A 22,264-nucleotide genomic window follows, 5' to 3' on the forward strand; every position below is an offset into this window, starting at 1 on the left:
CGGCATCGCGATGAAGTGAACGCAGAAGGTTCCGGCACGCGGCGGCGTGGTCGGCGATCAGATGACGACGTTGCCGCCAGGCGGCAGCCGTTTCGGTTTCGGCAACCGGACACCGGTGAACCGCAGCACCGCTACTGCCGGGCCGAGCTGGCCGGCGCCGGCGGGCTTGCGCTGGCGGAAGGTGCGGGCAGCAGGCCAGCCGGCGGCAACGCGGCACTGCCGGCAGCGGCCGGCAGGCCGACGGAGCGGTCGAGCAGTGGCGCGACGGTGACGTCGTGTTTCTCGACCAGAGTCATCACCGGCTTGTCCCAGGTCCCGGTTACCCGGTAGCGCGCACTGGCGGCCTTGTTCAGGCCCCGACCGAGCAGGCCCTGCACCGCGAAGCCGGCCGCGGCGCCGATCGGGCCGCCGACCACCGCGCCTACCAACGGCAGGCTGTTGCCGACGTGCGGCACCACCCGCATCTCCTGGTCGTAATCGTGGGCGCGCAGGCCGGTGCGCCCGGTGATGCTGATGTTGGCCGAGGAGCCGGCAATCAGCAGGTTGTCGGTGGTGGCATTGCCATCGGCCAGATGGAAGTCGCCGGCGATCGAATCGAACGCCAGCCCCTTGCCGAACACGTCGCCGAAATCCAGGGTGAGCCGACGCGGCAGTTCGGCCAGCGAGACCAGCCCGAGCAGCCGCCCGACACCGGGCGAGGTCGCCTCGGGGATGCGGCCGTCGCTGACGTGGATGCTGAGGGTGCCGTCCATGGTGGCCAGCGACAGCGCGCTGGGCCCGCCGGGCCAGCTGGCATCGAGCTGGTCATGCGTCTTGCCGCCGTTGACCAGTCCGTCGAAGCCGAACGCCCCCATCATCGCGCCGAGATCCTCGGCGGCGAAACTGATCTTCATGTGGGTGCGGCTGTTGCTGGCGCTGCCGTTCCAGTCGCCGCTGGCATTGATCTGCACGCGACTGGACAGCGCGCGCAACTGCTCGATGTGCAGGCCGTTTGCGGTGGGCCAGGTTTCCAGGCGCGCATCGCCGAGCCTGGCATCGCCCAGGCGCAAGTCGCCCACCCACAGATGGAACGGCGGCAGCGCCGCCGGATTGATGCCGGTATTGGCGGGATCGACGGCCGGGACGGCTGCGGTGGCACCAGTGTCAGCCGCGGCCTTGCCCGGATGACTGCTGGCAGGCGGTGCCGGATCCTTCGGCCAGTGCAGTCGCTGCAGCCGTGCGGTGACGCCGCGCTTGTCCAGGTCCACGGTCGGCACGCTGAAGTTGCCGGCCATCGCGGCGCCCTCCACGTCCACGCTCAGTACATCGGGCTGCGGTTTGGCACGCAGGTTCAGCGGCCCCATCGGCCGGCCGAACCAGCCGGCCTGATCGGTGCCGACGTCGATGCTTTCCAGTCCGGGGCCATCGCCGCCACTGCCGGCTACGGCGCGCTGCACCCAGCCGGTGACATCGAGCTGGCTGGCGTGGCCACGGATGCGCAGGTCGCGTGCCGGCAGCGTGTCCGGCATCTGGTTGCCGAATGCCAGCGTGGCGGCCAGCGGTCGCTGCGGCCCGTCGGAAAGGCGCAGGCGTCCACGCATCACCTCGCCCAGCGCCACATGCAGGTCGCTGCCGCCGACCGGCAGACTCATCGTCAAGTGCAAGGGCAGGTTGGTGGCCGCCGGCTTGTTCAGCGGCGCCGGCAGATCCAGCGCGATCCCGCTCAATGGCGAATCGATGCTGAGGGTTTGCGCCAGTGCGTCGCTGCCGGACACGTGCGCAATCGTGAATCCGATATCGAAATCGCTGCGCCCGTCGGCGAGCTGGCCCAGCCAGTTCAGCGACGGGTAGTCCTGCACCAGTTCGGCCATGCGGTAACTGCCCCGCAGCTGCGCCGACAACACGGTGGCCGGGTCGCTGTTGGCCGCTGCAATCGCCATCTGCAAACGTGACGGCTGGCCGCGAAAGCCGGCGTCGAGTGGGCCGACCTGCAGACCATGCGCATCGAAGCGCAGCGGGCCGTTGAGCTTGTCGAGCTTGAGGTTCCAGTCCGGCGCGGCAAGGTCGGCGTCCTGCAGCTGCGCGGTGCCATCCAGCTGCAGGCCCGCCGAATCCTTCAGCGGCAAGGCCAGATGAAAGTTGAAGGTGCCGTTGCCGCCGAGCTTCAGTTTGGCCAGGGTGTCGGCCTCGTGCGCGGCGATCGGGCTCTTGCGCGAAAACTCCATCAGGCTGCTGCCGCTGCCGCTGCCTTGCACGTTGAGGTCGAGCAGGCCGTCGCCGAAATCCGGAATCAGTGCCACCGCCTTGCCCACCGTCACACCGAGCGACTGGCCACCGCTGGCTTCGACCAGCATGCCGTTGTTGACGAAGCTGGCCACCGCGTTGATATCCACGGCACGCGGCCAGTCCTTGCCATAGTCGAGGGTCAGGCCGCTGAGCACGGCACGCGCCTCGAAGCGCCCTTCGTTGTGGCGGAATGGCCAGTCGGCCATGTCGCCGCGCACCAGCACCTGGGCCTGGTCGAGATTGCCCGTCACCAGTGCCCGATCCAGCCACGCGATGGTGCCGGGCGACATCGAGCCGAGCGGCCAGAACAACTTGGCTGCGGGCACGTCGGCGTGGTCCAGCGTGGCATACATGTCCATGAACGGAGCACCGCCCTGCGCTGGCAGGATCACTTCGCCGCGCGCCTGGCCGGCGTAGCCGGTGCCGACGAAATCCAGCGTATCGACGCCGATGTGCCAGTCGCCGTCCTCGGGCCAGAACGCCAGCGAGCCGGTCAGCTTCGACAGCACAAAGGGCTGGCGAAACGCGTGCGGAAACTGCAGCGTGAGGGCCTGTGCCGGCAGCTCCAGCGACAATGCCTCGGCGTCGCCGCGCAGCTCGCCACTCACGCCGCTCACACCCGGCAGTTTGCCGACCGGGTCGATGCCCAGGTCGGCAAAAGCCACATCCACCGTCTGCAGCCCGGCGGCACGATCCCAGCGCAGCGCGACCCGGCTCAGCTCACCGTGCGGATGCCCACTGCCCAGCCACTGCGCCAGCGCCGGTGCCAGCGCCGGCTTCAGCGCCAGCCATGGCAGCAGCGGCGCCAGTTGCAGCTGGCGCGCTGCTACATTCATGCTGGCCTGCGGGCTGTCGGGCCGGTGCAGGATCAGCGCCAGCGCGCTGCCATCGTCGCCGGCCCAGCGTATGTCGTAGCCGTCGCCGGCCTGGCGCACGCCGGCCAGTCCATGCAGCGCGGCCACGCTGGCGGTGCCGCCGGTGGGCGCGGTCACCGCCAGCGTGTCCAGGTCCAGCCGGATCAGGCTGCGACTCAGCTTGCCGTGGCGCCAGTCGAGCCAGGCGTTCAGCTTGCCGCTGCCGTGATCAGCCGTATAGCCGTCCATATCGATGCCGTCGAGCAACGGCTTCAGCTCGGCGCCGTCGATGCCGATCCATACCTGGCCGGCGCTGCCGTCCTGATTGAAACGTCCGGCGGTGCGCACGGCCGTGGTCACACCCTCACGCTGCAGCAGTCCGCCAAAGCGGATCTGGTCACCCTGGCGGCTCAGCCGCAATTGCCTGGACAACAAGGTGTAGTGCTTGCCCAGCGTGGCATCGACGACCACCACGCGCAGGTCTTCCAGCCACAGGCCCAGCGATACCGGCCCCAGCGATAGCGGCTGCCGGCCCGCGCCGCCAGCCACGCCGATGCCGTTGACGTGCCAGCCACCGGCGTCGTGCAGCAGATCCAGTTGCAGGCCGCGCATGTGCAGGTTGAGCAGGTGTCGCGATGGCAGCAGCCAGCCGCCGAAGTCGAGCTTCAGCTGGGCCTCGGGAATGCGCAGCGGGGTGCCACTCGTGCCGACCGCCGCGCCGATCGTCACCCCGTGCATCACGAACAAGGGACCGGATGCCGTGCGGCGCCCCTCGATCGAGGCGAGGCTTACCGGCCGCTGCAACCGCTGGCTGAGCTGCGCCGCCACCCAAGCCGGATGCTGCGCCAGCAGCGGCAACAGCAACTGGGACAACGCCGCCAGCACGGCGAGCAGGATCAACGTGACCCCGGCGATCCAGCCCGAAGCGCGGGCGCAACGATGCAGCCGTCGCTGCCACAACGCGTTCACGCGCGGCGGTCCCAGTCGAATTTACCGCAACCGGATTTACAGCAACACGACATCAAACTGTTCCTGCGAATAATGCTCTTCAGCCTGAAAGCGTATGCTTTTGGAGATGAACTCTTCCAGTTCGGCCACCGCGCTGGACTCTTCTTCCAGGATCCGGTTGACCACGGCGGGGTTCGCCATCACCAGCAGCTTCTGCGCGTTGAACTGGCGCACCGCGCGGGTGATCTCGCGAAAGATCTCGTAGGTCACCGTTTCGGCCGTCTTCAGCACGCCGCGGCCATTGCAGGTGGCGCAGGGTTCGCACAGCTGGCGGGCCAGGCTTTCGGTGGTGCGCTTGCGGGTCATCTCGACCAGCCCCAGCGCCGACATCGGATACACCGTGGTCTTGGCGTGGTCGCGCGCCAGCCCCTTGTTCAGCATGCGCAGCACCTGGCGCTTGTGTTCCTCATCGTTCATGTCGATGAAGTCGATGATGATGATGCCGCCCAGGTTGCGCAGCCGCAGCTGACGCGCCGCCGCCTGCGCCGCCTCCAGGTTGGTGCGGTAGACGGTTTCCTCCAGATTGCGCGAGCCGAGATAGGCGCCGGTGTTGACGTCGATCGTGGTCATCGCCTCGGTCTGGTCGACTATCAGGTAGCCGCCGGACTTCAGCGGCACTTCCTTTTTCAGTGCACGCTGCATTTCGTCCTCGACGCCGTACAGGTCGAAGATCGGCCGCTCGCCGTCGTAGTGCTCGATACGGTCGTCCAGCTGCGGCATGAACTTGTGCACGAACTTGGTCACTTTCTCGAACGTGTCGCGCGAGTCGACCCGCACTTTCTCGATGTCGTCATTGAGCATGTCGCGCAGGCTGCGCAGTGGCAGCGACAATTCCTCGTAGACGCGCTCGCCCATCTTCGCCTTGGCGATGTTCTCCTGCACCACCCGCCATACCTTGGTGAGATAGGCCACGTCGAACGCCAGCGATTCGGCGCTCTGGCCCTCGGCATTGGTGCGCACGATGTAGCCCAGCGGGGTGTCGCCGATCAGTGGGTTCAGCACGTCTTTCAGGCGCTGGCGTTCGGCTTCGTCCTCGATCCGCGCGGAAATGCCCAGCGTACGGGCATACGGCAGCAGCACCAGGTAGCGCGAAGGGATCGACAGGTGCGCGGACAGGCGCGCGCCCTTGGTGCTGATCGGGTCCTTCACCACCTGCACCACGATCTCCTGGCCTTCGTGCACCAGTTCGCTGATCGAGGGGATGTGGCCGTTGCCGTTCGACTCGGCACCTTCGACGGCCGGCGGACGCACGATGTCGGAGGCGTGCAGGAACGCCGCACGCTCCAGACCGATCTCCACGAACACCGCCTGCATGCCCGGCATCACCCGCTGCACCCGGCCCTTGTAGACATTGCCGACATAGCCCCGCCGGGAGGCCCGCTCGACGTGCACCTCCTGCAACATGCCGTTCTCGACCACCCCGACCCGCGTTTCACGCGGGGTCACGTTGATCAGGATTTCTTCACTCACCGCATACTCCCCAGATTGACCATCTTTATAGCGGCTGCGGGCGCAACCTGTCGATGAACCATTTTGGAAAACCCGCAATCCCTGCCCCGGATCACAAAGTCCCGCACCCTGCAGCCCCGGACGCGCCCAGTTCGATGGCGCCCCGCGGTATCTTGAACGCCGCGGACGACACAGGAGCCGGAGCATGACCACCGAGATTCTATTGGCCTGGAGCGGCGGCAAGGACTGCCTGATGGCGCTGCAGCGCCTGCAGGCCGACCCGCAATGGCAGGTGGTCGGCCTGCTCACCACGGTCAACCGCAATTACCAGCGCATAGCCATGCACGGCGTGCAGCGCGACGTGCTGCTGGCGCAGACCGCCGCGCTCGGGCTGCCGCTGGTCGAGGTGATGCTGGACTGGCCCGGCAGCAACGAGGCGTATGAGCAAGCCCATGCGCAGGCACTGGTCGAGGCGCGGATGCGCTGGCCGGGCATTCGCCATTGCGCGTTCGGCGACCTGTTTCTGGAAGACGTGCGCGACTACCGCGTGCGCCAGCTCGGCCGCGAGAACTGGCGCGCGGTGTTTCCGTTGTGGGGCGAGGACACGGCCGAGCTATCGCGACGCTTTGTCGGCGAAGGCCATCGCGCGATGCTGTGCTGCGTCGACACCCAGCAGCTCGACGCCGAGTATTGTGGCCGCGCCTACGATGCCGCGCTGCTCGACACGCTGCCGGCCGGCGTCGATCCCTGCGGCGAGCGCGGCGAATTCCACACGCTGAGTTTTGCTGGCCCGCTGTTTCGCCAACCGCTCAAGCTGCGGCGCGGCGAATCGGTGCTGCGCGACGGGCGTTTCCAGTTCACCGATTTCCTGCTGGACGAACATGCCGCGAAAAGTTGACCGCCACATCCTGCCCGATGTGCTGCAGCCCGGACTCGCGCTGGTATTCTGCGGCACCGCCGCCGGCAAACGCTCGGCCGCCGAACGCGCCTACTACGCCCATCCCGGCAATCTGTTCTGGCGTGCACTGTTCGAAGCCGGACTGACTCCGCGTCAACTGGCACCGGCGGAATTCCCGCAACTGCCCGACTACGGCATCGGCCTCACCGACCTGGCCAAACGCCACAGCGGCAACGACAACGAGCTGCCGCGCGATGCGTTCGACGTGCCGGCCCTGATCGCCAAGATCGAACGCCACCAACCACGCCTGCTCGCGTTCACCAGCAAAAATGCAGCACGCGCTGCGCTCGGTCATGCGACCGTCTACGGCCTGCAGGATGAAACCATCGGCGGCACGCGGCTGTTCGTGCTGCCTTCGCCGTCGGGGCAGGCGCGCGGCCATTGGACCGCCGGGCCATGGCTGGCGCTGGGCCAGCTGTACCACTCCGTCAGCGAGACTTCGGCAGCTTCTTGACTGCGACTCAGTCGATCGGCGTATGCCGATACCGGCTCACGTCTTCCGGCCGCACCACCGACGCGTGGTTGGTCCATGCGCGGCGGATGTAGCTGGCCACCGCCGACACCTCGCTGTCGCTCAGCTGCTGGGCAAACGGCGGCATCGAATATGGTCGCGGGTTCGCCGCGGTGACCGGGGCGAACCCACCGAGCAGGATCATGCGGGTGGCGTTGATGCCGCTGGGCTCGGTCACTGAAGAGTTGCCGTCCAGTGGCGGATACACCCCGGCGACACCGTCACCGTTCTTGCCATGACAGTCCGCGCAATGCCGGGTGTAGACCTTCTCGCCCTGCTGCGCGATGGCTTTCGCATTGAACAGCTGCGTGTCCAGCACCGTCGGCGCACGCGGCGGCAGTGAGTGCAGATAGGTGGCGACTGCATGCAGGTCATCGTCCGTCATGTACTGGGTGCTGGTCGAAATAACGCCCGCCATCGGGCCGAACGCCACACCCTTGGCCGACTGGCCGGTTTTCAGCAGGTCGACGATGTCCTGCTGGCTCCAGCCTTGCAGCCCGCCGTTCTGCTGCGTGCTCAGGTCCGGCGCATACCAGTTCTGCATCGGAATCTGGCCGCCGGTCAGATGCTGGTCACCCGCCGTGCCGCCGAGCGAATCGCGCGCCGCGTGGCATTCATTGCAGTGGCCGAGGCCCTGCACCAGATAGGCACCGCGGTTCCACTGCGGCGACTGCGCCGGCTCGGGCTTGAACTCTCCCTCCCTGAAATACAGCGCGCGCCACGCCGCCAGGCTCTTGCGCACGCTGTACGGAAACTCCAGCGACGGCGCGGTGGCGGGTTGATGGATCGGCGGCAACGATTGCAGGTAGGCAAAGATGGCCAGCGCGTCGTCGTGATTCACCTTGGTATAGGAGGTATACGAGAACGCCGGATACAGCAGCTCGCCATGCCGCCCCTTGCCGGCATGCAGTGCCTGCCAGAAGTCCTCGAAGCTCCAGTCGCCCAGGCCGGTTTCGCGATCAGGGGTGATGTTGGGTACGGGGATGTTGCCGAACGGCGTGGTCAACGAGCGCCCGCCAGCGAAGCGCGCGCCACCCTGGCTGGTATGGCAACCGGCGCAGTCGCCGACGAGGGTCAGGTACTCGCCCTTGGCGATCAGGCCCGGGTCCCGCAGCGTCGTGACCGTGACCTTGCTGTCGGCGGGGGATGTCGGCGCACTGCCGCGGCCGCCCAGCACTATCCAGCCCACCAGCAACGCGACCAAGACGACGATCAGCAGCAACCACCAGCGCAACGTTCTCATGGCGTGTCTCCGGTGGCGCCCAGTACGCCACAGCGCAGCGGCGGCGTCACCGAACCGGCCGCCTGCGCATGCGTGTCGGCCGGCAACTGGCGACTGGCCAGCGAGGCCGCCACCGCGGAGATGTCCGAGTCACTCAGCCGATTGGCCACCACTGCCATGCAATCGGGCGCCACCGTGCCGCGGGTATGCGTGCGCCACGAGCCCAGCTGGGCGCTGATGTAGTCGTACGGCAGGCCGATCAGGCCGGGCGTCGACGGCTCCACCCCGGTGAGCTGGCTGCCATGGCAGCTGGCACAGGCGGGAATCTCGCGTGCCGGATCACCCTTGCTGACCAGTTGCTCGCCACGCTGCAGCGTGGCCGCGGAAACCGGTGGCAACGGCGAACGGCTGTAAGGCACCTGTTGTGCAGCGAAGTATTCGGCGATCTCCCGCATGTACACGGGGCTCAGCTGGCGCACCGTATATTCCATCGGTGCGTACTTGCGCAGGCCGTTCCGGAAATCCTGCATCTGCCGGGCCAGATAGGCCGCCGGCTTGCCGGCCAGGCGCGGAAAATAGCCACTGCCCGGCGTGCCCTCGCCATGCACGCCGTGGCAAGTGGTGCAGGCGGCGATGCGCTGTTGCAGGGTGTCGGGAATCGGCGGTGCATCGGCGGCGCGGCTGGTGGCGCCGAACAGCATGGCGACGACAAACAGGGCCGCAGCGAACGGCTTGGCGGGACACAGGCTGGCGTTCGTGGTCATCGCACAATTGTACGCGCGCGCAACAGCGGCGATTGGCCAGACATGGCGCTAAGCTGGCGCATCGCGACAACATGCCGCATTCATCGAACCGGGGGTCACCGTGAGCCGTTCAACCGTCTGTCTCGCCGCACTCGTTACCGCGCTGCTTGCGGCTCCGGCCCTCGCCGCCGATGTATCGCCACCGCCCGCCTATGCATCGATCGCGCAGCTGCAGCAACGCATGGACGCCGGCACGCTCGACAGCCGACAGCTGACCCAGCAACTCCTCGAACGCATCCAGCGGATCGATCGGTCCGGCCCTGCATTGCGTGCGGTGATCGAGACGAACCCCGATGCGCTGAAGCTGGCCGGCGCGCTCGACGACGCACGCAATGGCACAAAGGCGCGCAGCCCGCTGTACGGTATCCCGGTATTGCTCAAGGACAATATCGACACCGGCGACCGCATGCTCACCACCGCCGGCTCGCTGGCGCTGGCCGAAGCGCCGGCGTCGCGCGATGCCGGCCTGGTCGAGCGGTTGCGCAAGGCCGGTGCGTTGATCCTCGGCAAGACCAACCTCAGCGAATGGGCCAACTTCCGCTCGAACCACGCCAGCAGCGGCTGGAGCGGGCGTGGCGGGCAGACCCGAAATCCCTATGTGCTCGATCGCAATCCCTGCGGTTCCAGTGCCGGCTCCGCGGCAGCCGTGGCGGCGGGACTGACCAGCGTGGCAATCGGCAGCGAGACCGATGGCTCGATCATCTGCCCCGCCGCAATGAACGGCATCGTCGGGATCAAGCCCACGCTGGGACTGGTCAGCCGCAGCGGCATCGTGCCGATCAGCCACAGCCAGGACACCGCCGGCCCGATGGCGCGCGACGTCGCCGACGCTGCCGCGTTGCTCACGGTGATCGCCGGCGGCGATCCGCGTGATCCGGCCACAGCCGAAGCCGACCATCACGCCACCGACTACAGTCGTTTCCTCGATCCGAACGGACTGAAAGGCAAGCGCATCGGCGTGGTGCGTCAGCTGGCCGGCGCCGAACCGAACGCCGATCGTGTGCTCGAGCAGTCAATCGCCCTGATGAAGGCGCAGGGCGCGATCATCGTCGACCCGGTCACCGTGCCGCATCTGACCGAACTCGGCGGACCGGAACTGACCGTGCTGTTGTATGACTTCAAGCACGACATCAACACCTACCTGGCCAGCCGCACGGACCTCGCGGTCAAGACGCTGGCCGACTTGATCGCGTTCAACCATACGCACGCCGATACCGAGATGGCCTGGTTCGGCCAGGAATTGTTCGAGCAGGCACAGAAGAAGGGGCCGCTCAGCGACAAGGCCTATATCGACGCGCTCGCCAAAGCGAAGCAGCTGTCCGGCCCGCAGGGCATCGACGCGGCCTTGAAGGCGCAGCATCTCGATGCCCTGCTGGCGCCGTCGTGGGGGCCGGCCTTTGTCACCGATCCGGTGCTCGGCGACCACATCGTCAGCGGCGATCCCACCGTCGGCGGCGCCTCGCAGCCGGCGGCCGTGGCAGGCTATCCGTCGATCACCGTGCCCGCCGGCTTCGCACACGGCCTGCCGGTGGGCATCGTGCTGTTCGGCGCGAAGTGGAGCGAGCCGACGCTGATCTCGATCGCCTATGGCTTCGAGCAACATGCCAAGGCATGGCAGCCGCCGCAGTTTCTTGACACGGTCGGCGGCAAGCCCGTGGCAGTCATGCAGCAACGCTAGTGCAGGTAGACCGTCGGCCCCAGCACCAGCGCAAACGCCAGCGTCATCAACATCCCGGCGACAACGATGGTGTAGTGGCGGTCGATCGCGAAATCACGCGGCGGCTGATCGCAGCGGCGGAAATAGGCCACGTTGAACAGTCCCGCCGTACCGCCAAATGATGAAGCGATTGCCGACATCAGGGTGATGGCGATACCCAACGGATTGAACAGGCTGACCAGCAAGGCGGACACACCACCGACCAGGTAGATCGTCATAGCGATCTTCCGCTGGGTGCAGCGGGCCTGCTCGCCACCGCCGAGCATCACGATCATCATGCCAATGGCCTGACGAACCACCGCGATATAGACGTACAAGCCCACAGCGAACATAGCGCCGCGCCACAACCATGGCCACGGCAACGGCCCGATGCCACCACCCACATCCGGCCCCCAGTCGCCGAGATTGGAGACACCGGAAAACATCCAGTAACCCGCGGCCACCATGCCTTTCACGGTGAACACGATCCACAGCACCAGCCGCGGCAGCGGCCGTTTCACCCGGCCCCAGGCGAGATAGGCCAGCATTGCCAGGATCACGTCCACGCCCGTACCGGCCATCGCGACGATGCGCCTGCTCCAGCTCCCCGTAGCGGGGCATTCGACGTAATACGCGCCGAGCTCGCTGGGCCGGTGGCCACTGGCGACGCAGGTAAGCGCATGCCCCATCAGCTCATGCGCCATGGTCAGCAAGGGCAACAGCAGCAGCGCCAGCCCTATCAGGGTCCAAAGATCGACGCGCGGCGTCGCAAAATTCCTTTCGGTCACCGTTCGATGCTCCCCGTCAGAGGGACCCATCGTCACGCATCCCGCACACGCACTCCAGTGCACCGTGCCAGTCCGCGGCCATGACATCTGTCATGGCCGCCCACTCAGATGCCGGCGCTGCCCCCGACCGACTTGCGCACGATCAGCATCGCCAGCTCCAGCGACTGTTCGTAGTTGAGGCGCGGATCGACCATCGACTTGTAGGCGCGATCAAGGTCGGTTTCGGACAGGTCGCGCGCACCGCCCATGCATTCGGTAACGTCCTCGCCGGTCAGCTCCAGATGCACGCCACCCAGCCGGGTGCCGGCCGCCGCGTGGATGTCGAAAGCCTGGTCGAGCTCACCACGGATGTTGTCGAAGCGGCGGGTCTTGTAGCCGTTCGAGGTGCTCTCGGTATTGCCGTGCATCGGATCGGCCACCCACAACACGCGACGGCCCTGCCGCTTCACCGCCTCCAGTAGCGGCGGCAGCGCGGCGGCGATCTTCGCGTTGCCCATGCGATGGATCAACGTCAATCGGCCCGGCTCGTCGTGCGGGTTCAGCGCATCGATCAGCGGCAGCAGCTGCTCTGGCGTCACCGAGGGTCCTACCTTGACCGCCACCGGATTGCGGATGCCACGGAAGTACTCCACGTGCGCACCGTCCAGCGCGGCTGTGCGCATGCCGATCCATGGGAAGTGGGTGGACAGATTGAACCAGCCCGGATGACGCGGCACCTGGCGGGTCAGCGATTGCTCGTAATGCAGCAGCAGCGCTTCATGCGAAGTGAAGAAGTCCACCTTGGAGAAACCCGCGATCGGGCCGGCCAGCGTTTCAATGAAACGCAGCGAGTCGCCGATGCCCGCGACCATCTGCCGGTATTCGGCGGCCAGCGGCGAATGCTCGACCCAGGCCAGATCCCAGTATTCCGGATGATGCAAATCGGCGAAGCCGCCATCAATCAGCGCGCGCACGAAGTTCATGGTCAGCGCCGAATGTGCATGCGCCTGGATCAACCGTTGCGGATCGGGACGGCGCGCCTCGGCGGTGAACGCCGGGCTGTTGACCACGTCGCCACGGAAGCTGGGCAGCGTCACGCCATCGCGCGTCTCGGTATCGGTCGAGCGCGGCTTCGCGTACTGGCCGGCGAAACGGCCTACGCGCAGCACCGGCTTCTTCAAGCCGTGCACCAACACCAGGCTCATCTGCAGCAACACCTTGAGGCGATTGGAAATCACCGGGCTGGTGCAATCGGCAAAACTCTCCGCGCAATCGCCACCCTGCAACAGGAACCGCTGGCCTTCCTGTGCCTCGGCCAGCGATTGCTTGAGTGCCAGCACTTCCCACGAGGTCACCAGCGGCGGCAATTGTGCGAGATGCGCGCTGGCCTCGGCCAGTTCGGCGGCATCGTCGTACCGCGGCTGCTGCAGCGCCACACGCTGCTGCCAGGAGTCTGGGGCCCAACGACTGGGGGCGGAGGCGTCGGACAATCCGGCATTCATCGGTACGGCCTTGATCATGGTGGGAGCACTCATTCCTGCAGTGACCGGCGGCGCGTGGCCACGACCGCCAGCGCGGCCAGTGCAATGAACCACAGCAGTGTCCAGGCCGGCATCGGCAGGCCAAGGATCGGTTCCACCTTGGCGCATTCACCGGACCCGGTGAACACCAGTTGCAGCACACGGGAAAACGGAAACGCACTGAACATGTAGTCCAGCGGTGGGCCGCAGGAGGGAATCTGGTCCGCCGGCAGGGACTGGATCCACAAATGCCGACCTGCCACCGCGATGCCAAACAGCGCGCTCAGCAGCGCGCCGCCGGTATACACCCAGCGTATACCGCCGCGCGGTGCGTGCAGCGCGCCCAGCAGGAAGAACACGCCCATCAGGATGAAGCCGATCCGCTGGAAGATGCACAGCGGACAGGGAAACAAGTGCCAGTACTTCTCCGCAAACAGCGCGAAGCCGAGCAGCCCGGCGCAGACCAGGAAACCGGCGAGAAAACTGACACGATACGACCAGCGAAAAGGATTCATGGCGAAATGCTGCGTTGCGGAACGACGACATTACCTCTTCGCCGGCGTGCTGTCAGCAGGGCAGCGACATTCCGCGGCAACTTTCCACCCTGCCCGTACGCACAAAACAGAAACCCGGCAGGTTGCCCGGCCGGGTTTCTGTATATGGACGTCTGAACGCTCGTCCAATCGGGCGTGTCCGAGCAGCCTATTCGGCGTCGACCGCCTCGACCTGCGGGCGACCGACCAGTTCGACATACGCCATCGGCGCATTGTCGCCCGGACGGAAGCCGCACTTGAGGATACGCAGGTAGCCGCCGGGACGCTCCTTGTAACGCGGACCCAGCTCGACAAACAGCTTGCCGACCGCTTCCTTGTCGCGCATACGCGCAAAGGCAAGGCGGCGGTTGGCAACACCGTCGACCTTGGCAAGCGTGATCAGCGGCTCGGCCACGCGGCGAAGTTCCTTCGCCTTGGGCAAGGTGGTACGGATCAGCTCATGCTTGATCAGCGAAGACGCCATGTTCTTGAACATGGCTTCGCGGTGCGAGCTGGTACGGTTGAGTTTGCGTCCGGATTTTTGGTGGCGCATGGCGTTGTCTCTATCTGTTGTTATGAAAAGCCGGCACTCAGGTCCGGCTTCCCGCGGTTACCCGCTATTATGAGCTCTCTAGGAACGAGCTCCTATGAGAAGTGCGGCCATGAATGGCCGCTTCTGGTGCCTGGCGAGAGAGCTAAGCTCAAACTCGCCAGTTCACCGGTAGCACTGCGATCACTGGCGATCGCAAAATTAACCCATCAGCCCAACTGCATGCCGTGGGACAGACCCGGCGGCGGCCAGTTCTCAAGTTTCATGCCGAGTGCGAGACCACGGCCGCCCAGCACATCCTTGATTTCGGTCAGCGACTTCTTGCCCAGGTTCGGCGTCTTCAGCAGCTCGACTTCGGTCTTCTGTACCAGATCGCCGATGTAGTAGATGCTCTCGGCCTTCAGGCAGTTCGCCGAACGCACGGTGAGCTCGAGATCGTCGATTGGGCGCAGCAGCAGCGGATCGAAACCGCTCTTCTCCGCCTTGTCGGTGGCGCTCTCGCGACGCGAGAAGTCACCGAACACCGACAGCTGGTCGTTGATGATCTCGGCGGCCTTGCGAACCGCGTCTTCCGCACCGATCGTGCCGTTGGTCTCGATATCCAGCACCAGCTTGTCGAGGTTGGTGCGCTGCTCGACACGAGCGGCGTCCACTTCGTAAGCCACGCGCAATACCGGCGCGAACGACGCATCCAGCTGCAGACGACCGATCGGACGTGCCTCGTCATCCGGATGCTGACGCGTGCTGGCCGGCTGGTAGCCGACGCCGCGACGCACCTTCAAACGCATGTTGAGCGCGATGTCCTTGGTCAGATGGCAGATCACATGCTCGGGGTTGATGATTTCCACCGAGTGGTCGACGACGATGTCGCCGGCCGTAACCACGCCCTTGCCCTTCTTGGACAAGGTCAGGGTGACTTCATCACCCGTATGCTGACGGATCGCCACGTCCTTGAGGTTGAGCAGGACTTCAATGACGTCCTCCTGCAGGCCTTCCAGGGTGGTGTATTCATGCAGCACGCCATCGATTTCGACCTCGACGATGGCACTGCCAGGAATCGAGGAGAGCAGTACGCGACGCAGCGCGTTGCCCAGGGTATGGCCGAAGCCACGCTCGAGCGGCTCGACCACCACTTTGGCGCGGTTGGCTCCGAGCTGTTCGACGCTGAGGCCCCGAGGCCGCAGCACACTAGTTGACGAAACTGCCATGCAGAGCTCCGGTGATTACTTCGAGTAAAGCTCGACGATCAGTGCTTCATTGATGTCGGACGGCAGATCACCGCGATCCGGCACCGACTTGAACGTACCTTCGAATTTCTTGGCGTCGACTTCGACCCAGATCGGACGCAGGTCCATGGTGTCGAACACGGTCGCAGCTTCCTGCACGCGCAACTGCGTGCGTGCCTTTTCGGTCAGCGCGATCGCGTCGCCCGGACGGACTTGGTAGGAAGGAATGTTGACCTTCTTGCCATTGACCAGGATCGCCTTGTGGGCAACCAGCTGGCGGGCCTGGGCGCGGGTAACCGCGAAGCCCATGCGATAGACGACGTTGTCCAGGCGGCTCTCAAGCAGGCGCAACAGGTTTTCACCGGTGTTGCCCTTGGAGGTCGCCGCCTTGGAGTAATAGTTGGCAAACTGACGCTCGAGCACACCATAGATGCGCTTGACCTTCTGTTTCTCACGCAGCTGCACGGCATAGTCGGACATGCGCATGCGCTTGTTCGCGCCGTGCTGGCCGGGTTTGTTTTCCAGTTTGCACTTGGAGTCCAGCGCACGCGCCGGGCTCTTCAGGCTGAGATCTGCACCCTCACGACGGGCGAGTTTGCAGGTAGCTCCACGATAACGGGCCATGGGTATGCTCCTTAGACTCGACGCTTCTTGGGGGGACGGCAGCCGTTGTGCGGAATCGGCGTGACATCGATGATGTTGAGTACCTTGTAGCCCAACGCGTTCAGCGAACGCACCGCCGACTCGCGACCCGGGCCTGGACCCTTGATGCGCACTTCGACAGTCTTCACGCCGTAGTCGCCTGCAGCGCGGCCAGCCTTTTCGGCGGCGACCTGGGCAGCGAACGGGGTCGACTTGCGTGAGCCACGGAAACCGGCGCCGCCGGCAGTAGCCCACGACAAGGCATTGCCCTGGCGATCGGTGATGGTGACGATGGTGTTGTTGAAGGAGGCCTGCACGTGCGCCACGGCATCCGTGACAACGCGCTTGATCTTCTTCTTGGTCTTGACCGGCTTAGCCATATTCGGAATCCGTTACTTCTTGATCGCGCGACGGGGACCCTTGCGGGTACGTGCGTTGGTACGCGTGCGCTGGCCGCGCACCGGCAGGCCACGACGGTGGCGCAGACCACGGTAGCAACCCAGATCCATCAAACGCTTGATGGCCATACCCACCTCACGGCGCAGATCGCCTTCGACGATGTACTTGCCGATTTCGTGGCGGATCTTCTCCACCTCGCCTTCACTGAGGGACTTGATCGGGGTGGTCGAAACCACACCCGCATCCACGCAGACCTTCCTGGCTCGGCTGCGGCCGATACCATAAATGCTCTGCAGACCAACCCAGACATGCTTCTGGACCGGCAAATTGACACCCGCGATGCGCGCCATGATGTACTTTCTCCGATGCGTTTCGTGCGCGGTAAACGCGCAATTTTAACCTGAATTACCCTAACTGGAAAGCCCTGCGACACCGCGATGCCGCCACTCTCCGACTTTGACCACTCCTCCGCAGCATCAGCTCCGGCGAAGATTGGCCTTCTTGAGCAGACTTTCGTACTGGTGACTGACCAGATGCGCTTGCACCTGAGCCGTAAAATCCATCACCACCACCACCACGATCAGCAGCGACGTGCCACCGAAATAAAACGGCACATGCCAAGCCTGCTGCATGAACGATGGCACCAGACACACCAGCACCAGATACAACGCACCGACACCGGTCAGACGAGTCATCACCGCATCAATGTAGCTGGACGTGGCCTTGCCCGGACGGATGCCCGGAATCAACGCACCCGACCGCTTGAGGTTGTCGGCAGTTTCGTCGGCGTTGAACACGATCGCTGTGTAGAAGAACGCGAAACCGATTACCAGTACCGAAAACACAATTTCATATAACGGGTTGCCGGGACTCAGCGACTGCGTCAGATCCTGCAGCCAGCGGGACTGTTGTCCGGTGCTGAACCAGCTGATCGCGGTGGCCGGGAACATCAGCAAGCTCGACGCGAAGATCGGTGGGATCACACCCGCCATATTGATCTTCAACGGCAGATTCGAGCTTTGGTTCATGTAGGCCTTCTGCCCGCCGGACCGCCTTGCGTAGTTCACGGTGATGCGCCGCTGGGCGCGCTCCATGAACACCACGAACGCGGTCACTGCGAGTGCAAGACCAAACACCATCAGCAGCATGATCAACGTCAACTCACCGTTGCTGGCCATGCCCAGGGTGTGTACCACCGCACCCGGCAAACCAGCCACGATGCCAGCGAAGATCAGCAGTGAAATACCGTTGCCGATACCGCGCTCGGTCATCTGCTCGCCCAGCCACATCAGGAACATCGTGCCGGCAGTAAGCCCGACCACGGATGACATGACAAAACCAAAACCTGGCGTATAGACCACCGGCGCACCACCAGCTGCAACCTGTCCCTGCAATGCCACCGCAATACCGAACGACTGGAACGCAGCCAAGGCCACCGTGGCGTAGCGCGTATACATCGTCATCTTGCGCTTGCCGGCCTCACCTTCCTTGCGCAGGCCCTGCAGACTCGGTATCACCGAGCCCATCATCTGGAACACGATCGACGCCGAGATATACGGGATCACGCCAAGCGCGAACACCGAGAACCGCGCCAGTGCGCCACCCGAGAACATGTTGAACATGTCCATCAGGCCGTTGCCGTTGACCAGGCTGGTCATCGCCTCCGGATTGACACCAGGTACCGGAATGAACGAACCAAGCCGGAACACCACCAACGCGCCGATCACGAAGAAGATGCGCTGCCGAAGCTCGGTCAACTTGCCGAGTTTGCCGAGTGCATTGCCCTTGGCTGCTGCCACCTGATTACTCCACGCTGCCGCCGGCCGCCTCGATGGCTGCCTTGGCGCCGGCGGTAGCCAGCAGACCCGACAACTTCACCGCACGACCGATTTCACCCTTCAGAACCACCTTGACCTTCTTCGCGCGGCTGTTGATCAGGCCAGCCTGATGCAGCGCGACGACGTCGATCACGTCAACCTTGAGGTTGGCCAGCTGATACAGGAACACTTCCTGGCTCTCGACCTTCTTCTTCGAACGGAAACCGACTTTCGGCATCCGACGATTCAGCGGCATCTGGCCGCCCTCGAAGCCGAACTTGTGGGTACCACCGGCGCGAGCGTGCTGGCCCTTGTGTCCGCGGCCCGCCGTCTTGCCCATGCCCGAACCGATACCGCGACCAACGCGCAGACGCGTCTTGTGCGAGCCATCGTTCGGCTTAAGTGTATTCAGACGCATGATGCTTACTCCTCGACCCGGACCAGGTAATAGACCGTGTTGATCAGACCGCGAACCTGCGGGCTGTCCTTCAGGTCGCGGACATCGTTGATCTTGCCCAGACCCAGCGCCTTGACGCTGAGGCGATGACGCGCCTGCACGCCACGCAGGCCCTTGACCAGGCGCACGCGCACGGTCTTGTCGGCGGTTTGTTGAGACTTAGCCATTGCCGAGCACCTCATCCAGGGTCTTGCCACGCTTGGCGGCGATCTTCTTGGGCGAGGCAACAGCCTGCAGACCCTTGATGGTGGCGCGCACGAGGTTGATCGGGTTGCGCGAACCGACGGCCTTGGCCAGCACGTTCTTGACGCCGACCACTTCCAGCACAGCACGCATGGCGCCACCGGCGATAACGCCAGTACCTTCGGAAGCCGGCTGCATATAGACGCGCGCCGCACCGTGGTTGGCCTTGATGGCATACCACAAGGTTCCGTTGTTCAGTTCGATGCTCACCATCTGGCGGCGAGCACGCTCCATCGCCTTGGAGATGGCGACCGGCACTTCACGCGCCTTGCCATAACCGAAGCCGACCTTGCCCTCGCCATCGCCGACCACGGTCAGCGCGGTGAAGCTCATCTGGCGGCCACCCTTCACGGTCTTGGCCACGCGGTTGACGGCAATAAGCTTTTCGAGCAAGCCGTCCGAATTTTCGCGATCGTTAGAAGACATGTTCTTTTCCATGTGCCCGGCAATCCGGGACTTTGCTTGCGGCTGAGCCGCTTGGAGTTGTAGGTGACGCTGTGGAAATCAAGACAGCCCGAAAGCATGCCTTGATCCGGGTAGAGCAAATACTTAGAACTTCAGACCCGCTTCGCGAGCCGCATCGGCCAATGCCTTGATACGACCGTGGTAACGGAAGCCGGAGCGGTCAAACGCCACGGACTCGATACCCGCAGCCATCGCGCGCTCGGCAACTGCCTTGCCCACAGCCGCGGCAGCGGCCAAGTTCTTGGTGCCCTTGAGGCCTTCTGCGACCGACTTCTGCACAGTGGAGGCCGAGGCCACCACGTTCAGCCCGGAAGCATCGAACACTTGCGCATACAGATGCTGCCCCGTGCGATGCACCGACAGGCGCGCCACAGCCAGCTTGCGGATATGGCAACGCGTGGACTTGGCGCGACGCAGGCGATTTTCGTTCTTGTTCATCATTAGTTCCTCGAAAGCGGATCGGCTTGTGTTTGGGTTCTTGTGGAAAGCCTGGCCATGAAAGGCCAGACTTTCGCGAAAGGACCCGCATTACGCCTTCTTGGCTTCCTTCAGCGTGATCTTCTCACCGGCATAGCGCACACCCTTGCCCTTGTAGGGCTCCGGCGGACGGAAGCCGCGAATCTTGGCCGCTACCTGACCCACAACCTGCTTGTCCGTGCCCTTGATCAGGACCTCGGTCTGCGTCGGGGTTTCGATGCTGATTCCTTCCGGCGCCTCGAAAACCACGGGGTGGGAAAAGCCCAGGCTCAGGTTCAGCGATTTGCCCTGCATGGCAACGCGGTAACCCACGCCGACCAGCTCAAGCTTGCGCTCATAACCCTGGGAAACACCCGTGACCATGTTGGCCAGCAGCGCACGAGCGGTACCGCCGAACTTGTCGTCGGTGCCCTCGGCAAGGCTGATGCTCGCTACGCCATTGTCGACGGCGACGGTGACGCCCGGCAGATGATGCACGGTCAGCGTACCCTTGGGGCCTTTGACAGAGATGTTGTCGCTACCGACAGTCAGCTCGACACCCTTCGGCAGGGAAATTGGTTGTTTGGCAACACGTGACATCGAAAGACTCCTTATGCCACTTGGCCGATGACTTCGCCGCCCAGACCCTTGGCACGGGCCTGCGCATCGGTCAGCAGACCAGCGGAAGTCGAGATGATCGAGATACCCAGTCCGCCGAGAACCTTCGGCAACTCGTCCTTGCCGCGATATACACGCAGGCCGGAGCGGCTGACACGGGAGATGGTCTCGATGGCCGGCTGGCCCTCGAAATACTTGAGCTTGAGCTCGAGCACCGGCTTGCCTTCCTCGGCGGAAGTCTTGGCGTCGAGGATGTAGCCCTCGTTCTTGAGAAGATTGGCGATCGCCAACTTCAGTTTCGACGACGGCATACGCACGGTCGGCTTGCCCATGGCCTGGGCATTGCGGACGCGCGTGAACAGATCGGCGATGGGATCAGTCATGCTCATGAAAACATCCTTCAGAGTGCACCGATATCCGATAAAACCGGAAATCAATCAGATTGTGAGCCGACATATATGCCGGCCTGCCTTGCGCAGACCGCCGACTATATCAGCATTTTCAGGTTTTAGCGAATGTCGATGCGGTAGTCGCATCAGCGGCTGTTGTTGAACAGCCTTGTGAACCGTTCGTGGCGCTTGCGCGCCGCAAACGACTCCGGTTCTTGTATTACCAGCTGGCCTTGCGCAGACCCGGCACGTCACCGCGCATGGTCGCTTCACGCAGCTTGTTGCGGCCAAGGCCGAACTTTGCGTAGACGGCACGTGGGCGACCGGTCAATGCACAACGGGTGCGCTGACGCACCGGGCTGGCATCGCGCGGCAGCTTCTGCAGCTTGGTCTGCGCTTCCATCTTCTCCTCGTAGGAGGCGGTGGAGCTCAGCACGATCGCTTTCAGTTCACCGCGCTTGGCGGCGTACTTCTTGACGAGTTTGGTCCGCTTGATATCGCGGTTCACCATTGATGTCTTGGCCATGGATTACGCGCCTATCAGTTGCGGAACGGGAAGCTGAACGCTGCCAGCAGGGCTTTCGCTTCTTCATCGGTCTTGGCGGTGGTGGTGATGGAGATATCCATGCCACGCAGCGCATCGACCTGGTCGAAATCGATCTCCGGAAAGATGATCTGTTCCTTGATGCCGAAGTTGTAGTTGCCACGACCATCGAACGCCTTCGCCGACACACCGCGGAAGTCGCGCACGCGCGGCAGCGAGATGTTGATCAGGCGATCGAGGAACTCGAACATCTGCGCCCGGCGCAAGGTGACCTTGCAGCCGATCGGCCAGCCATCGCGGATCTTGAACGAGGCTACGGAAACGCGCGCCTTGGTCGTGATCGGCTTCTGGCCCGCGATCTTGGCCATATCGGCCACGGCGTTCTCGAGCACTTTCTTGTTGCCCGCAGCTTCGCCCACGCCCATATTCAGCGTGATCTTGGTGATGCGGGGAACCTGCATCACGTTCTGGTAGCCGAATTGCTCAGTGAGCTTGGCAACTACCTGCTCTTTATAAAAATTTTCAAGGCGCGTCATGATCGTGTTCCTTACGCGTCCACGACCTCGCCAGTCGAACGGAACACGCGGACCTTGCGCCCATCTTCGAGCGTTTTGGTGCCGACGCGTTCACCCTTGTTCGTGGCGGGGTTGAACAGCTGTACATTGGAGAGATGGATCGAGGCTTCACGCTCGACGATACCGCCAGCCTGATTGGCCTGCGGGTTCGGCTTGGTGTGACGCTTGATCAGATTCACGTTGGAGACGAACACACGATCGTCTGCAACACGCAGCACATCGCCGCGCTGACCCTTGTTCTTGCCGGTGATCACGAGGACCTGATCACCCTTACGGATACGGTTCATATTGTGATCT

25 protein-coding genes are annotated in these 22,264 nt (G+C 64.2%); 3 read left to right on the plus strand and 22 right to left on the minus strand.

All coding sequences use genetic code 11. The features are described from left to right. Positions 1–131: 131 nt before the first annotated feature. Both EAH75_RS07995 and rng read right to left on the minus strand, forming a co-directional pair. Positions 132–4,088, minus strand: a complete 3,957-nt coding sequence (locus EAH75_RS07995) for a YhdP family protein (protein ID WP_140649758.1) — start codon at positions 4,086–4,088, stop codon at positions 132–134. A 36-nt stretch (positions 4,089–4,124) separates the two neighbouring features. Continuing rightward, entirely contained in the window at positions 4,125–5,597 is a 1,473-nt protein-coding gene (gene rng / locus EAH75_RS08000) for a ribonuclease G (RefSeq protein WP_140649756.1), read from the minus strand. A gap of 184 nt (positions 5,598–5,781) precedes the next feature. On the opposite strand from rng, the gene EAH75_RS08005 reads away from it, so the two are divergent. After that, positions 5,782–6,474, plus strand: a complete 693-nt coding sequence (locus tag EAH75_RS08005; RefSeq protein ID WP_140649754.1) for an ATP-binding protein — start codon at positions 5,782–5,784, stop codon at positions 6,472–6,474. Next, positions 6,458–6,988, plus strand: a complete 531-nt coding sequence (locus tag EAH75_RS08010) for a mismatch-specific DNA-glycosylase (protein ID WP_140649752.1) — start codon at positions 6,458–6,460, stop codon at positions 6,986–6,988. The genes EAH75_RS08005 and EAH75_RS08010 overlap by 17 nt, the downstream gene beginning before the upstream one ends. Before the next feature lie 7 nt (positions 6,989–6,995). Here EAH75_RS08010 and EAH75_RS08015 read toward each other — a convergent pair whose 3' ends face one another. Both EAH75_RS08015 and EAH75_RS08020 read right to left on the minus strand, forming a co-directional pair. Then, positions 6,996–8,288, minus strand: coding sequence for a cytochrome c (locus EAH75_RS08015; protein ID WP_140649750.1), 1,293 nt, complete (start codon positions 8,286–8,288; stop codon positions 6,996–6,998). Next, positions 8,285–9,031, minus strand: a complete 747-nt coding sequence (locus EAH75_RS08020) for a c-type cytochrome (RefSeq protein WP_140649748.1) — start codon at positions 9,029–9,031, stop codon at positions 8,285–8,287. The genes EAH75_RS08015 and EAH75_RS08020 overlap by 4 nt, the downstream gene beginning before the upstream one ends. Positions 9,032–9,131: 100 nt before the next feature. Here EAH75_RS08020 and EAH75_RS08025 point away from each other — a divergent pair, with 100 nt between their 5' ends. Then, positions 9,132–10,748 (plus strand): amidase, encoded by a 1,617-nt coding sequence (locus EAH75_RS08025; RefSeq protein ID WP_140649746.1) that lies wholly within the window; start codon positions 9,132–9,134, stop codon positions 10,746–10,748. Here EAH75_RS08025 and EAH75_RS08030 read toward each other — a convergent pair. From EAH75_RS08030 to rplX, 18 genes are all read right to left on the minus strand, one after another. Continuing rightward, positions 10,745–11,554, minus strand: coding sequence for a hypothetical protein (locus tag EAH75_RS08030; RefSeq protein WP_140649744.1), 810 nt, complete (start codon positions 11,552–11,554; stop codon positions 10,745–10,747). The two genes, EAH75_RS08025 and EAH75_RS08030, sit on opposite strands and share 4 nt — an antisense overlap. Positions 11,555–11,658: 104 nt before the next feature. Continuing rightward, the gene (locus EAH75_RS08035; RefSeq protein ID WP_428993495.1) at positions 11,659–13,053 is read right to left on the minus strand and encodes a class II 3-deoxy-7-phosphoheptulonate synthase; all 1,395 of its coding nucleotides are present in this window, start codon (positions 13,051–13,053) and stop codon (positions 11,659–11,661) included. An 11-nt stretch (positions 13,054–13,064) separates the two neighbouring features. Continuing rightward, positions 13,065–13,568: a disulfide bond formation protein B gene (locus EAH75_RS08040; RefSeq protein ID WP_140649741.1), complete on the minus strand. Its 504-nt coding sequence runs from the start codon at positions 13,566–13,568 to the stop codon at positions 13,065–13,067. A 187-nt stretch (positions 13,569–13,755) separates the two neighbouring features. Beyond that, the gene (gene rplQ, locus EAH75_RS08045; RefSeq protein ID WP_140649738.1) at positions 13,756–14,139 is read right to left on the minus strand and encodes a 50S ribosomal protein L17; all 384 of its coding nucleotides are present in this window, start codon (positions 14,137–14,139) and stop codon (positions 13,756–13,758) included. Positions 14,140–14,345: 206 nt separating this feature from the next. Then, on the minus strand, positions 14,346–15,344 hold the full coding sequence (locus tag EAH75_RS08050; RefSeq protein WP_056714883.1) for a DNA-directed RNA polymerase subunit alpha: 999 nt from the start codon (positions 15,342–15,344) through the stop codon (positions 14,346–14,348). A 15-nt stretch (positions 15,345–15,359) separates the two neighbouring features. After that, positions 15,360–15,986 carry a 30S ribosomal protein S4 gene (gene rpsD, locus EAH75_RS08055; protein WP_113723939.1) on the minus strand — a complete coding sequence of 209 codons (627 nt, stop codon included), beginning with the start codon at positions 15,984–15,986 and terminating at the stop codon, positions 15,360–15,362. 11 nt (positions 15,987–15,997) lie between these two features. Beyond that, positions 15,998–16,384, minus strand: a complete 387-nt coding sequence (rpsK, locus tag EAH75_RS08060) for a 30S ribosomal protein S11 (protein WP_007513384.1) — start codon at positions 16,382–16,384, stop codon at positions 15,998–16,000. 12 nt (positions 16,385–16,396) lie between these two features. Continuing rightward, positions 16,397–16,753, minus strand: coding sequence for a 30S ribosomal protein S13 (rpsM, locus tag EAH75_RS08065; RefSeq protein ID WP_140649736.1), 357 nt, complete (start codon positions 16,751–16,753; stop codon positions 16,397–16,399). A 126-nt stretch (positions 16,754–16,879) separates the two neighbouring features. Continuing rightward, entirely contained in the window at positions 16,880–18,202 is a 1,323-nt protein-coding gene (gene secY, locus EAH75_RS08070; RefSeq protein WP_140649733.1) for a preprotein translocase subunit SecY, read from the minus strand. 4 nt (positions 18,203–18,206) lie between these two features. Further along, the gene (gene rplO / locus EAH75_RS08075; RefSeq protein WP_140649731.1) at positions 18,207–18,638 is read right to left on the minus strand and encodes a 50S ribosomal protein L15; all 432 of its coding nucleotides are present in this window, start codon (positions 18,636–18,638) and stop codon (positions 18,207–18,209) included. A gap of 5 nt (positions 18,639–18,643) precedes the next feature. Beyond that, positions 18,644–18,844 carry a 50S ribosomal protein L30 gene (gene rpmD, locus EAH75_RS08080; protein ID WP_077516247.1) on the minus strand — a complete coding sequence of 67 codons (201 nt, stop codon included), beginning with the start codon at positions 18,842–18,844 and terminating at the stop codon, positions 18,644–18,646. Next, positions 18,837–19,346 carry a 30S ribosomal protein S5 gene (gene rpsE / locus EAH75_RS08085; RefSeq protein WP_140649728.1) on the minus strand — a complete coding sequence of 170 codons (510 nt, stop codon included), beginning with the start codon at positions 19,344–19,346 and terminating at the stop codon, positions 18,837–18,839. The genes rpmD and rpsE overlap by 8 nt, the downstream gene beginning before the upstream one ends. A gap of 123 nt (positions 19,347–19,469) precedes the next feature. Beyond that, positions 19,470–19,823 (minus strand): 50S ribosomal protein L18, encoded by a 354-nt coding sequence (gene rplR / locus EAH75_RS08090; protein ID WP_140649726.1) that lies wholly within the window; start codon positions 19,821–19,823, stop codon positions 19,470–19,472. 90 nt (positions 19,824–19,913) lie between these two features. Next, complete coding sequence (gene rplF / locus EAH75_RS08095) at positions 19,914–20,441, minus strand: 50S ribosomal protein L6 (protein WP_140649724.1); 528 nt, start codon at positions 20,439–20,441, stop codon at positions 19,914–19,916. A gap of 11 nt (positions 20,442–20,452) precedes the next feature. Continuing rightward, positions 20,453–20,848 (minus strand): 30S ribosomal protein S8, encoded by a 396-nt coding sequence (rpsH, locus tag EAH75_RS08100; RefSeq protein WP_072757730.1) that lies wholly within the window; start codon positions 20,846–20,848, stop codon positions 20,453–20,455. Between the two features lie 220 nt (positions 20,849–21,068). Then, positions 21,069–21,374 carry a 30S ribosomal protein S14 gene (gene rpsN, locus EAH75_RS08105; RefSeq protein ID WP_140649722.1) on the minus strand — a complete coding sequence of 102 codons (306 nt, stop codon included), beginning with the start codon at positions 21,372–21,374 and terminating at the stop codon, positions 21,069–21,071. Between the two features lie 14 nt (positions 21,375–21,388). Then, the gene (gene rplE / locus EAH75_RS08110; protein ID WP_193557788.1) at positions 21,389–21,931 is read right to left on the minus strand and encodes a 50S ribosomal protein L5; all 543 of its coding nucleotides are present in this window, start codon (positions 21,929–21,931) and stop codon (positions 21,389–21,391) included. An 8-nt stretch (positions 21,932–21,939) separates the two neighbouring features. Further along, positions 21,940–22,254 (minus strand): 50S ribosomal protein L24, encoded by a 315-nt coding sequence (gene rplX, locus EAH75_RS08115; RefSeq protein ID WP_077516239.1) that lies wholly within the window; start codon positions 22,252–22,254, stop codon positions 21,940–21,942. Between the last annotated feature and the right edge of the window lie 10 nt (positions 22,255–22,264).

The sequence above is a fragment of the Rhodanobacter glycinis genome (assembly GCF_006438785.1).
GTDB classification, from domain to species: Bacteria; Pseudomonadota; Gammaproteobacteria; order Xanthomonadales; family Rhodanobacteraceae; genus Rhodanobacter; species Rhodanobacter glycinis_A.